This is a genomic window from Gemmatimonadaceae bacterium (genome assembly GCA_035606695.1).
Lineage (GTDB): Bacteria > Gemmatimonadota > Gemmatimonadetes > Gemmatimonadales > Gemmatimonadaceae > JAQBQB01.
Map to the genome: position 1 here is coordinate 96,433 of DATNEW010000043.1, position 12,163 is coordinate 108,595.

Genomic DNA, 12,163 nt, shown 5'->3' on the forward strand with positions numbered 1-12,163 from the left:
ATCCATCTCGGCCCGCAGCCTCCGTCCAGGCGAGCGGGCCTTCGCGTCTTCAGGACCGAACCGGCGGCGCCTCGCGAGTGCGCGAAGATCTCGCCCTGACGTTCGATGACGTCCTGCTCGTTCCCCGACATTCGCTGCCGCACCCGCGCGACGTCTCCGTCGTCTCGAAATTCTCCCGTGGCATCGAGCTTCGTATTCCTCTCATTTCGGCGGCGATGGACACCGTCACCGAATCCGAGATGGCGATCGCGATGGCCCGCGCCGGCGGCATCGGCGTGCTCCACAAGAACATGTCGATCGATCGGCAGGCGGCCGAAGTCGATCGCGTGAAGCGATCCGAAAGCGGCATGATCCTCAAGCCGATCACGCTGAGACCCACCGATACGGTGCGTGAAGCCACTGCGCTCATGCACCGTTTTCGCATCTCGGGCGTGCCGATCGTGGATGAGGATGAGCGCCTGGTCGGCATCATCACCAACCGCGACCTCCAGTTCGAGCGGAATCTCGACCGGCCGCTTCGCGAGGCGATGACGAGCTCCAACCTCGTGACCGCGCGCGAAGGCACCACGCTCGACGAGGCGGAGCAGATTCTCGCGAAGCATCGCATCGAGAAGCTGCCCGTCGTCGACTCGAGCGGCGTGCTGAAAGGCCTCATCACCATCAAGGACATCCACAAGCGCCGGCAGTATCCGGACGCGAACAAGGATCGTTTCGGTCGGCTGCGTGTCGCGGCGGCGATCGGCGCGGCCGGCGATTACATGAATCGCGCGCGCGCACTGATCGATGCCGGCGTCGACGCGATCATCATCGACACCGCGCACGGTCACAGCGACGGCGTGCTCAACGCCACCGCCCAGGTGCGCAACGCGTACCCCGACATTCAGCTCGTCGTCGGCAACATCGCGACGCGCGCGGCGGCCGAAGCGCTCGTCGAGCGCGGCGTCGATGCGGTGAAGGTGGGCGTCGGACCAGGCTCGATCTGCACGACGCGTGTCGTCACTGGCGTCGGCGTTCCGCAGCTCACCGCGGTATTCGACGCCGTCGAAGGCGCGGGCGATGTGCCCGTCATCGCCGACGGCGGTATCAAATACTCCGGTGACGCGGTCAAGGCGCTCGCCGCGGGCGCGATGAGCGTGATGATGGGCTCCATGCTCGCCGGGACGGAAGAAAGCCCTGGCGAGACCTTCCTCCTCGAAGGCCGGCGATTCAAAATGGTGCGCGGCATGGGCAGTCTCTCCGCCATGCAGGACGGAAGTGCCGACCGGTACTTCCAGGAAGGCGAGCTGTCCCCCAAGAAGCTGGTACCGGAAGGCATCGAGGGCAGGGTGCCGTACCGTGGTCCGGTGTCCGACGTGTTGTTCCAGATGGTCGGTGGACTTCGCAGCGGCATGGGCTACGTTGGGTGCGCGACGATCGACGCGCTGCGAACCGAGACCGAATTCGTTCGCATCACCGCGGCGGGTCTTCGCGAGTCACACCCGCACGACGTCCAGATCACGCGAGAAGCACCGAACTACAGTCTCTAACGCTTCCCGAGCGCTCTAAACGCTCTCTAACGCCGGGTTCGGTTTCCGCGTAAGCTTTTCGTTGAACGGGAGTCTCGCATTGACACGAGACATCGCGCGCGCAAAATTGCATACAAATCGCCTGCCGGCTTATCGACTACCCAAGGAGGAAGGGCGTGGCTGAGGGACTTTTTCGGACCAAATCCATCGATCGGCTCATCGCCGACAGTGCCGCCGAAGGTGAGAGCGGCAGGGGCCTCAAGCGAACGCTCGGCCCGGGCGCACTGATCGCCCTGGGTATCGGCGCGATCATCGGCGCCGGGCTGTTCGTGCGAACCGCGGCCGCAATCGCCGAACGCGCGGGATCGTCGGTTACGATCTCGTTCGTCGTCGCGGGCATCGGCTGCGCCTTCGCCGGCCTGTGCTACGCCGAGTTCGCGTCGATGATTCCAATCGCGGGGTCGGCGTACACGTATTCGTACGTCACGATGGGCGAGTTGGTCGCGTGGATCATCGGCTGGGATCTCGTGCTCGAGTACGCGGTCGGCGCGGCCACCGTCGCCATCGCATGGAGCGAGTATTTCAACAAAGTTCTGGAATACTTCGGACTTCACGTACCGTATCAGTGGTATCACTCGCCCTTCGAGTCGGCGGCGGCGGTCGGAGGAGCGGCCGGCGTTCACGGAATCGTGAACATTCCCGCGATCGGCATTCTGCTCGTCTTGTCGCTGTTGCTCGTGCGCGGCACGCAGGAATCGGCGTGGGTGAACAACATCATCGTCATCACGAAGGTCGCGATCGTCATCACGGTCATCGTGATCGGCTGGGGATTCATCAATCCGGCCAACCACACCCCGTTCATTCCGGCGCCGACGACGTATACGACGCCTGAAGGGATCACGCTCAAGTACGGCGGCATGATGGGCATTCTGGGCGCCGCCGGGGTGGTGTTCTTCGCGTTCATCGGATTCGACGCGGTGTCGACCGCGGCGCAGGAAGCGAAGAATCCCAAACGCGACATGCCCATCGGCATTCTCGGCTCGCTCGTCATCTGCACGGTGCTCTACGTGCTCTTCTCGTACGTGCTGAGCGGCGTCGCGACGGTGAACGACTTCCGCACGCAGGGCAAGGAAGCGTCGGTGACGTTCGCGATCGCCAAATACATGATCGGCTACGGCTGGCTGGCCAAGTCCGTCACGGTCGCCATTCTCGCCGGGTTCTCGTCCGTCATCCTGGTCATGCTCCTTGGCCAGTCGCGTGTGTTCTACACGATGAGCCACGACGGCCTGGTGCCGAAGGTGTTTTCGGACGTGCATCCGAAGTTCCGCACGCCGTGGAAATCGAACATGCTCTTCTTCGTGCTCACGTCGATTTTCGCGGGCTTCATTCCCGGCGACATCGTCGGCGAGATGACGTCGATCGGAACGTTGTTCGCGTTCATCCTCGTCTGCATCGGCGTGTGGATCATGCGCGTCAAACGGCCGGATTTGCCTCGCGCGTTCAAGACGCCGGCTGTGCCGGTGGTCTCCACGCTGGGCGTCGTGGTGTGCGGCGCGATGATCTACGGCCTTGGATGGACGAACTGGGCGCGGCTCATCGTGTGGCTCGTGATCGGCCTGGTGATTTACTTCACGTACGGGCGTACACATTCGCACATCGGTACGGAGTACACGGGCGCAACGCCGGTGGCCGCCGACTGATCCCGGCGATCACCGACTGCGCCGGTTCGCAGGGCGTTATGTTTGAGACGGCGTCCGGGGGTTCTCCCGGACGCCGTTTTCAATTCCATCATGACGCATATCGCCCGCGAATACCTCACGATCCCCGAAGCACGCCGCGCCGCCATTCATCAGCTCGATCGGGAGCTGGTGCCCGGGCGGCGCGTCGCGTTGTCGACGCACATGAACGCCGACGGCGACGGCTGCGGCTCCGAGACGGCGCTCGCGCGCATGCTCGCACAGCGCGGGCTCGACGTTCGCATCGTCAACCCCACGCCGTGGCCGACGCTGTTCGACTACCTGCTCGGCGACGATGTGAAGGACATGACGGCGAAGGGAACGGACGCGCTGCGCGGCATCGACATGTTGATCGTGCTCGACATCAGCGACGTGAAGCGCCTGGGCCATCTTGCCGATTCCGTTCGCAAGCTCGACGTGCCGAAGCTGGTGATCGACCATCACATCGCGTCCGATGATCCGGCGGGCAACATCATCCTCACCGACGTCACCGCGTGCGCCACGGGCGAGCTCGTGTACGACTTCGGCTGCGTGCTGGGCTTCGATTTCACGCCGGCGATCGCGCAGTCGCTGTACGCGGCAATTCTGACGGATACCGGCAGCTTCCGCTTCAGCAATACGTCGCCGCGCTGCCACGCCATCGCCGCCGACTTGCTGGCGACCGGCGTCGATCCCGAGGAGAGTTACGTCCGGATCTACGCCTCGGCGCCGGCGGGCCGCGTGCGCCTGCTCGGCGAGGTACTCGATTCGCTCGGTGTGGACGACTCGGTGGGTCTCACGTGGCTGTCGATGAACGCCGGGGCATTAGAGAAGTATAATGTCCGGCAGGAAGACCTGGACGGGATCGTGGAGCACGCACGGTCCATTGCGGGAACGCGCATGGCGCTGTTCTTTCGCGATCTCGGCTACGGCAAGGTCAAAATCTCGTTTCGCAGCACGGGATCTATCGACGTCAATGCATTTGCCCGGCAGTTCGGCGGCGGCGGACACGCCAAGGCGTCGGGCGCGCTCATCGCCGGCTCGCTCGACGACGTACGGACGCGCGTGGTCCAGGCCGCGCGGCAGTTTCTTTCACAGACGAATTGAGATGGCTTGAGATGGCTACTCCATTGCAGGGCCGCGTCCAGGACGCCCTGGCGCGCGTTCGACACCCGCGCACCGGGCGGAATGTGCTGGAAAGCGACGCGGTGCGCGACGTCGCCACGACGACGTCGGGAAAGGTGCGATTGACGCTGCTGCTGGAGCCCGGCGACGACCCGGTACTCGCGCGCGCCGTCCGCCAGGCGTTAGAGAACGTTGAAGGCGTGACGGACGTGACGGTCGACGTCGGCGACGCCGCGGCCTTCGCGCCGAACCGGAAGGCGGCGAGCCGCGCGCTGCCGGTGATGGACGACCGCCCGGCGCAGCAGGCGCGCGTGCCCGCGCCGACGCCGGTCGCGTATCCCAACCTCGGGCGCGTCATCGCCGTGTCGAGCGGCAAGGGCGGCGTCGGCAAGTCGACGGTGTCGGTCAATCTCGCGGTGGCGCTCGCCCAGTCGGGCGCGCGCGTCGGCCTCATGGATGCGGACATTTACGGGCCGAACGTTCCGCTGATGATGGGTGTGAACGAGCCGCCGATGGTGATCAACGAGAAGATCGTTCCGCTCGAGGCGCACGGGGTGAAGCTCATCAGCCTGGGCTTCCTGATCGACAAGGATCAGCCGGCGATCTGGCGCGGGCCGATCATCATGAAGATCATCACGCAGTTTCTGCGCGATGTCGCCTGGGGCCAGCTCGACTACTTCATCGTCGACCTGCCGCCCGGCACGGGCGACGCGCAGCTCACGCTCGTGCAAGCGACGATGGTGAACGGCGCGATCATCGTCACCACGCCGCAGGAAGTCTCGGTCGGCGACGCGTTGCGCGGCGCGAAAATGTTCGAGCGCGTGAACGTGCCCGTGATCGGCGTCGTCGAGAACATGAGCTGGTTCGAGTGCCCGCACTGCGGCAAGCCGACACCGATCTTCGGATCGGGCGGCGGCGAGCGACTGGCCACCGAGTTGAAGCTGCCACTGCTGGGGCAGATTCCACTATATCCGCGCGTGATGCATGGCGGTGATACAGGTACGCCGATCGTGGAATCGGACCGCGATTCGTCGGCGGCCAAAGCGCTGACGTCGATCGCGCGGCGCGTGGTGGAGCACTTCGGAGCGGCCGCCAGCCGGTAGTCGCCCACGTGCTCGATCCGACGAAGGCCCTCGCGCTTCCGGTCGAGCCGCACGAAGGCTTGGCGCCCGTCGCGGTCAGCGACGATCGCGAGGCGGCGCATCTCGTCACCGATTCGCTGCGCGGCACCATTCTGCGTGTCGCCCTACCGGCCGTCGCATCATCGCTCCTGATGACGTTGTTCGCGTCGGTCGACGCATTCTGGGTCGGCACGCGACTCGGGCCGTCGGGATTGGCCGCGGTGTCGACGTCGTTGTTCTGGATCTGGATGATCGTCTCGCTGGCCGAGATGATCGGTGTCGGCCTCACGGCGGTGGCGGCGAGGCGGTACGGCGAACGACGCGGCGACGAAGCAGCTCGGCTCGCCGGCGACACCATGGTGTTCGCGGTCATCCTCGGCGCCGCGGTGAGCGTCGCCGGGAGCTTCGCGCTCAATTCCTTGTTCGCGATGATGAACACGCCCCCCAACGTCACCGCGCTCGGGCGCGCATATCTGCACACGTATCTCATCGGTACGCCGCTCATCTACGGATTCTTCGCCGTCGACGCGAGCTTCCGCGCGGCCGGAGATACCAAGACGCCGTTCGTGTTGCTGCTCGCGTCCGTCGCGGTGACGTTGGTGCTCGATCCCGCGCTCATTCTCGGCTGGGGACCGTTTCCGCGGCTGGGCATCTCCGGCGCCGCGATCGCCACGCTGAGCACGCGCGGCGCGGCGTTCGTCATGGGCACCGCCATCGCGACACGGCGCGGCGTGCTGCGCGTCGGCCGGCTGCACTGGAGTCGCATCTGGCCGGTATGTCGCGTCGGGCTGCCGACGGCGATCACCGGGATGACCTTCAGTTTGATCTATGTATTTCTGACGCGAACGACGACGCGGTTCGGCACACCGGCACTCGCCGCGCTCGGCATTGGCCACCGCGTCGAGAGTTGGCTGTTCATGATCGGCGTCGGGTTCGGCGCGGCGACGGCGGCGATCGTCGGCCAGAATCTCGGCGCGCATCGGCCTGATCGCGCCGCGCGCGCCGGATGGATGGCGACCGGGTTCTGCACGCTGCTCGGCGTCGTCACGTTCGTGCTCGAGCTGACGATTCCACGGCAGTTCGCGTCGTTGTTCACGAGCGATCCCGCGACCATCGCCGAAGCGGTCAAGTATCTGCGGATTGCGTCGATCTCCCAGCTGGCGGTGTGTTCGGAGATCGTGTTGGAGGGCGCGCTCGGCGGCGCCGGCGAGACGGTGCCGCCGATGTTCGCGTCGACGGCGCTGACCGCGTCGCGCATTCCGCTCGCGGGTTGGGCCGCGACGCGATGGGGCAGCGCGGGAATCTGGTGGGTGATCTCGCTGACGGCCGTCGGCCGCGGCGTGGCGATGGCGTCGCTCTGGCGCATTGGACGCTGGAAGCGCAAAGCGTTGTGAGATTGTTCCTCGCTGCGGCGCTGGTCACCTTCGCTCGGAATTCCGCAGATTACTAAATATGAGTCGCGTCATCACACTGCTCACCGACTTTGGAACCGTCGACGGCTACGTCGGCGAGATGAAGGGCATTCTCCTGTCGAGCGGTGCAGACATCGAGATCGTGGACATCACGCACGACGTTCCGCCGCAGGACGTGGAGCGCGCGCGGCTCACGCTGGCGCGCGTCTGGCGGCGTTTCCCGGCGGGGACGATCCACATCGTCGTCGTCGATCCGGGCGTCGGTTCGGCGCGACGCGGGCTGGCGATCGCCAGCGATGAGCATTTTCTAATAGGGCCGGACAACGGCGTGTTGTCGCCGGCGCTCGTCGTTCACGGAGCACGCGTGATCGAGCTGCCCGTGCCGCCGTCGGCCTCCTTCACGTTCCACGGGCGGGACGTCTTCGCTCCCGCGGCGGCCGCGATCGCGCTCGGCGAGTCCATCGACGAGTTTGGACGGGTGGTCGATGATCCCATCATTCATCGCACGCCCGAACCGCGCCGAATCGCGGATGGCGCGATCGAAGGGCAGGTGATCGTGGTGGACCGGTTTGGGAACGGGATCACGAATCTGATCACGTTGAAGGGTGGGATGGTGACCGTGAATGGACGTGCGATTCCCGTTCGCCACACATACGCTGAGGTGGCGCCAGGTCAACCGGTCGCGGTCGTTGGATCCACCGGGTTCATCGAAGTCGCTGTTCGGGATGGAAGCGCTGCCGAATCGCTTGGCATTGTACGAGGGACGAAGGTCATTTTGACCACGGACAACCATCCGACGTCCACGGACAGGCACGGAGACAGCGGATGAACGGCGTTTGCCGTTGAAAAAAAACTTCTTTAGAAAACCATCATTAAGCTTCACGAATGCAAGCATCCTGAGGGAATTCCTAAGAGAGCCTTTCAACGGCAGTTAACCGCAGTTCACGCCGTCTCCGTGCCTGTCGGCAGTGGTCCGACGTTCGTCCGTGGTATGCTGTTACGTGACAATCCGCCCGAGATACACAGCTCCCTTGTCCGGATCGATCGCCCCGGTTCCGTGGTGGAGCTCGGACGCGAGCTCGCCGCCCAGCAGCACCACGAACATCGTGTAGTACATCCACGTCAACAGAATGATCACGCCGCCGATCAATCCGTACGCCGCGTTCGGCGGGAAGTGATTCACGTACAACCGAAAGAGCAGCGTCGCCACCACCCACAACACGGTCGTCGTAATCGCCGCCACGAGCAGCTGTCCCGTGTGCTGGCGCACGTTCGGCAATAAGTAGTACGTCATGAACGCCAGGCCCGTGACGCCGACGAACGCGAGCGGGAATTGGAGCACCTTCCACGTCCACAGAAATACCGGGCCGAGTCGCATGGCGCCGCCAATCCAGTTCGCGACGGATTCGCCGTCGAGAAAGACGACGGTCGAAATGGCGACGATCACACCACCAGCCACGAAGGCCGCGAGCCGTATGAGCTGCTGGCGAATCCACGAACGTGTTTCGCGCACGTCGTACGCCGTGTTCAACGCGCCCATGAGCGTGCCGAAGATGTTCGAGCCCGACCACGCCGCCAGCAGCAAGCCGACCGACATCAAGCCGGGCGCATTCGACGCGAAGACCACGCGCTCGAGAATCTTGCGCACCGCGTCGATCTGGTCGGGCGGAAGCACCGAGACGAGCTCACCCATCAGCCAGCCGACCATCTGCTGCTTGTTCCCGGCGAGGCTCAGAAGCGGCGCCAGGAAGAGCAGCAGCGGGAAGAGCGAGAAGAAAAAGTTGTATGCGGCTGACGCGGCGAGCGTCGTGACGTTGTCGTCGCCGACTTCGCGCGCCGTTTTCTTCAGCAACGGGCCAAGGCGATATCCCCAGAGCGTCATAGGCAACGGGACGGGCAAGGGATATTCCGCCGTGCGGTCCCTTGCCGTCTCGCTATGTGCCGCGGACTGACTATCTGCTGCTGGCGACCCGCCGCGTCGACGCCGCGACACCAGTGACCGGCGTCGGCGTCTGCCAGGCAAACTCGTCGGTCGACGACTTCGCCGATCCCGCGCCGGGGCGGACGGTGCCGCCGCGCGAGGTGATCGTGGCGCCGAGACCAACGGTCGCCGCGACCCACGTGACCGCGATCGCGATTGGGCGAAGAATCCCCGACACCACCGGATTCCACGCAAACGCCGCGGCAATCAGCCACACGGCGCAGTATGCGACGAGACCGATGAACAACGCGCGAAGATGCACGCCGCGTGGTGAGGTCGTTCCGCGATCCGACGCAAACGCTCCGCCCGTGAGTCGAGCGACGGCGAGAAATCCGAGCGTCACGAGCCCCGCGGCGGCGATCACGTATGCCACGATCGCGAACGGAATCAACAGACCGCCGATCACCGTGATCGCCAGAGCGACGACCAGCACGAGCAATCCCGGAAGCGCGAGGAGCTGCCCCAGGACGCCAATCCAGAAGGCGCGTCCGAATCCACGTTCGAGTGCGATCACCACGCCGTCGAGGTTCGCTTCGGCGAAGATCATCACGCCGAGTCCGATGATGATCAGCACCGCGAACCAGCCGATGGTCAGTTTCACCGAACCCAAGGTGCCGAGCGGTGGACTCGCTGGCGCCGGCAGCGCGGGCGTGGCGTTGATCGCGCGCTTCTGACCGTCGATCACGCCGCCGTCGATGATCACTCGGCCATCAGCCGCCCACGCATCGCCGATGACGCGGGCGCCGCGATGCACGTGGATGTCGCCGTCCAGTACGGCGACGTCGCCGTTGACCGTGCCATAGACGTCGAGGTTTCCGCGGGCAACGGCGATTGGTCCGTCGACGCTGGTGCCTGCCTTGATGACGCGATCGCCAAACGTGAAGTGATCGGCGTCGGGAAGATGCGTGTCGCCGGCGGCGCGCTGCCTGGCGATCTCGTTCGACAACGCGGCCGTGTCGGCCGGGGCAGCAGGGGGAGTGGCCTGCGCTGGAGCAGGAGCCTGCGCCGGAGCCCGAAGACTACCGAGCGCCAGTGCGGCGAAGGCGAGCAGGGCGCGCATGGTTACGCCCGGCGGCGGCTGGATGCGGTCGCGAGAGCGCTGAGTCCGGCGATCGACGCGCCGGTCGCGGCCACGAGGCCGAGAACGGCGACGAAAATGCCGATGGTGCCCGTGCGCTGGATGACCGTAAACATTTGATCACCGAACACGGTGGTCAGAATCGCCTGGCCTGCGTCGAACACGACGCCCTTGACCTGATCGCCGGCGGCGCTGGACGCCACCACGAGCGCGTCCGTCTGGGTGGCGATCCAGAGAATCGCCAGCGTGACGACCGACATGAACGACGCGGCCAAGGCCCCGACGGCGATTCGTGCCGAGCGGGACCGTGGGATGTATTGGGCGACCGTGTCGCGGGCGGTGACGTGCCAGGGCACGAACACCGGGACCTGGAGCATGACCCGGTTGGAGAAGTCGTGCGCCGGCGCGAAATGGGGGAGATCTTCGAGCGCATCCACGACGAAGCGGGCTTCATCGACCTTCGCGCGGCATTCGGCACAATCGCGAATATGGGCTTTCAGGGGGTTTACCCCGAAGCCCACCTCGTCATCGAGGAGGAGGTCGATCTCGTCTGGAAGCAGGTGCCTGTGATTCATGGAGTCTCCGGAATGGCTTACGGAGCAAGTAGCAAATTCGTTTCAGTACAAACGGGAGATTTTCTTAACGGTGTGATCTGTCGCACTAGTAGGTGGTTCCTCACTTCGGCGCTTCGCACCTTCGCTCGGAATTCCGGCTTAGCCTGAATCGGCTCGCAAATGTTCGAGCGCCCGGCGGAGCTCGTGCCGGGCGCGGTGGATGTACGTCTTGACCGTGCCGAGGGGCAGGTCGAGGGTCGCGGCGATTTCCTCGTACGACCGCCCCTCGACGTGCCGCAGCATGATGCACGATCGATACTCGGGCCGAAGGCTGGCGATGGCGCGCTCGATGGAGGCACCCATCTCGCGCGCCTCGAGCTCGTCGAGCGCGGACTCGCGGTCGCCGACGACGTCGATGGACGTCGCCTCGATCGCGTCGGCTGTTTGCGCGTGCGGCGACCCGTCGATGCTCACGGTGTCGAGCGTCCGCCGCCGCAGGTGATCGATCGCCACGTTGTTGGCGATCTTGAAGAGCCAGCTCGAGAGCTTGAACTCCGGCCGGTAGCGATCGATGTGGTTCAGGACCTTGATGAACGTGTCCTGCGCGAGATCTTCGGCGAGCTCGCGATCGCGCACCATGCGGTAGATGAGCGAAAAAACCGGCCGCTCGTATCGGCGGATCAGCTCACGAAACGCGGCGTCGCGGCCTTGCTGCGCCAGCGCGACGACGTCGGCATCCGGAAGATTGAGGAGGTCGAGGGCTGGAGGCATCGCCGGTTGATCACAAGCTACTTGGCGCTGGTGTGACAAACCAGCCGCGTTGCCTTGCTTGGCCGTCACGCCACGGGCAACTTTCGGCGATGCCCGTCAGCGAAGTACGAGCGTTGGACAGAGCGGAAGCGGCCGAAGCGGCCGAAGCGGCGCAGGCAGCGTCGGCCGGGGGCGAGGCGAAGCGCGTCTACGTGCGGCGCATCTTCACCGAGATCGCCCCCCGGTACGACCTTCTCAATCACCTGCTCAGCTTCAACATCGACAAGCGCTGGCGTCGGCGGGCGATCGCGGCGCTGGGCTGGGAGCGGGCGCCGCGCGGGACGTACGTCGACCTGTGCGCCGGCACGCTGGATGTTTCGGCGGCGTTGGCCGGGCAGCCGGGATTCGCCGGGCGGATTGTCGGTGCGGACTTCGCCGAACCGATGTTGCGCGCGGGCGCGGGCAAGACGTCGCCGGCAGTGGTGTCGCCGGTCGTTGCCGACGCGCTCGATCTGCCGCTGCCCGATAATACGGCAGCCGGCGCGATCGTCGCCTTCGGAATTCGGAACGTCGCCGAGCTCGATCGGGGATTGCGCGAGGTGCATCGCGTGCTGGCACCTGGTTCACGCTTCGTGATTCTTGAATTCACGACGCCGCGATCGGCGGTCGTGCGCGCCGGCTATCACGCGTATTTCCATCACGTGCTGCCGTTCATCGGCGGATTGATCAGCGGTCACGGAACCGCGTACAAGTATCTGCCGCGGTCGGTGGCGAATTTCCCCATCGAGGAAGAGTTGGCGGGTCGGATGCGGGATGCGGGATTCGTGGACGTCACATGGTCGCGGCTGACCTTTGGAATTGCGGCCATCCATGTTGGCGTCAAGCGACGCGAGACCACTCTGTAATGAGCGAATTTTTTGAT

11 protein-coding genes are annotated in these 12,163 nt (G+C 65.1%); 7 read left to right on the top strand and 4 right to left on the bottom strand.

Annotation, left to right across the window (positions count from 1 at the left end):
* Positions 1 to 77: 77 nt before the first annotated feature.
* The 6 genes from guaB (at position 78) to VN706_23180 (ending at position 7,707) form a co-directional block, all read left to right on the top strand.
* Positions 78 to 1,526, top strand: a complete 1,449-nt coding sequence (gene guaB, locus VN706_23155) for an IMP dehydrogenase (GenBank protein ID HXT18545.1) — start codon at positions 78 to 80, stop codon at positions 1,524 to 1,526.
* A gap of 155 nt (positions 1,527 to 1,681) precedes the next feature.
* Complete coding sequence (locus tag VN706_23160) at positions 1,682 to 3,205, top strand: amino acid permease (protein ID HXT18546.1); 1,524 nt, start codon at positions 1,682 to 1,684, stop codon at positions 3,203 to 3,205.
* Positions 3,206 to 3,295: 90 nt separating this feature from the next.
* On the top strand, positions 3,296 to 4,327 hold the full coding sequence (locus VN706_23165; protein HXT18547.1) for a bifunctional oligoribonuclease/PAP phosphatase NrnA: 1,032 nt from the start codon (positions 3,296 to 3,298) through the stop codon (positions 4,325 to 4,327).
* An 11-nt stretch (positions 4,328 to 4,338) separates the two neighbouring features.
* The gene (locus tag VN706_23170; GenBank protein HXT18548.1) at positions 4,339 to 5,448 is read left to right on the top strand and encodes an Mrp/NBP35 family ATP-binding protein; all 1,110 of its coding nucleotides are present in this window, start codon (positions 4,339 to 4,341) and stop codon (positions 5,446 to 5,448) included.
* Positions 5,449 to 5,456: 8 nt separating this feature from the next.
* Positions 5,457 to 6,860 carry an MATE family efflux transporter gene (locus VN706_23175; GenBank protein HXT18549.1) on the top strand — a complete coding sequence of 468 codons (1,404 nt, stop codon included), beginning with the start codon at positions 5,457 to 5,459 and terminating at the stop codon, positions 6,858 to 6,860.
* 58 nt (positions 6,861 to 6,918) lie between these two features.
* Positions 6,919 to 7,707, top strand: a complete 789-nt coding sequence (locus VN706_23180; GenBank protein ID HXT18550.1) for an SAM-dependent chlorinase/fluorinase — start codon at positions 6,919 to 6,921, stop codon at positions 7,705 to 7,707.
* Positions 7,708 to 7,875: 168 nt separating this feature from the next.
* On the opposite strand, the gene VN706_23185 is transcribed toward VN706_23180, so the two are convergent.
* From VN706_23185 to VN706_23200, 4 genes are all read right to left on the bottom strand, one after another.
* A complete protein-coding gene (locus VN706_23185; protein ID HXT18551.1) occupies positions 7,876 to 8,760 on the bottom strand; it encodes a YihY/virulence factor BrkB family protein in 885 nt (294 codons plus the stop codon).
* A 70-nt stretch (positions 8,761 to 8,830) separates the two neighbouring features.
* Positions 8,831 to 9,919 carry a polymer-forming cytoskeletal protein gene (locus tag VN706_23190; protein HXT18552.1) on the bottom strand — a complete coding sequence of 363 codons (1,089 nt, stop codon included), beginning with the start codon at positions 9,917 to 9,919 and terminating at the stop codon, positions 8,831 to 8,833.
* 2 nt (positions 9,920 to 9,921) lie between these two features.
* On the bottom strand, positions 9,922 to 10,512 hold the full coding sequence (locus VN706_23195; protein HXT18553.1) for a hypothetical protein: 591 nt from the start codon (positions 10,510 to 10,512) through the stop codon (positions 9,922 to 9,924).
* A 138-nt stretch (positions 10,513 to 10,650) separates the two neighbouring features.
* Positions 10,651 to 11,262: a sigma-70 family RNA polymerase sigma factor gene (locus VN706_23200; GenBank protein ID HXT18554.1), complete on the bottom strand. Its 612-nt coding sequence runs from the start codon at positions 11,260 to 11,262 to the stop codon at positions 10,651 to 10,653.
* Between the two features lie 89 nt (positions 11,263 to 11,351).
* Between VN706_23200 and VN706_23205 the strand changes: the two genes are divergently transcribed.
* Positions 11,352 to 12,146, top strand: a complete 795-nt coding sequence (locus VN706_23205; protein HXT18555.1) for a ubiquinone/menaquinone biosynthesis methyltransferase — start codon at positions 11,352 to 11,354, stop codon at positions 12,144 to 12,146.
* Positions 12,147 to 12,163 lie beyond the last annotated feature (17 nt).

What these genes read in the sequence shown, in the direction of transcription:
- VN706_23165 (HXT18547.1), top strand. Translation starts at nt 3,296, where the DNA reads ATGACGCATATCGCCCGCGAATACCTCACGATCCCCGAAGCACGCCGC.
- VN706_23170 (HXT18548.1), top strand. Translation starts at nt 4,339, where the DNA reads ATGGCTACTCCATTGCAGGGCCGCGTCCAGGACGCCCTGGCGCGCGTT.
- VN706_23180 (HXT18550.1), top strand. Translation starts at nt 6,919, where the DNA reads ATGAGTCGCGTCATCACACTGCTCACCGACTTTGGAACCGTCGACGGC.
- VN706_23185 (HXT18551.1), bottom strand. Translation starts at nt 8,760, where the DNA reads ATGACGCTCTGGGGATATCGCCTTGGCCCGTTGCTGAAGAAAACGGCG.
- VN706_23190 (HXT18552.1), bottom strand. Translation starts at nt 9,919, where the DNA reads ATGCGCGCCCTGCTCGCCTTCGCCGCACTGGCGCTCGGTAGTCTTCGG.
- VN706_23195 (HXT18553.1), bottom strand. Translation starts at nt 10,512, where the DNA reads ATGAATCACAGGCACCTGCTTCCAGACGAGATCGACCTCCTCCTCGAT.
- VN706_23200 (HXT18554.1), bottom strand. Translation starts at nt 11,262, where the DNA reads ATGCCTCCAGCCCTCGACCTCCTCAATCTTCCGGATGCCGACGTCGTC.
- VN706_23205 (HXT18555.1), top strand. Translation starts at nt 11,352, where the DNA reads ATGCCCGTCAGCGAAGTACGAGCGTTGGACAGAGCGGAAGCGGCCGAA.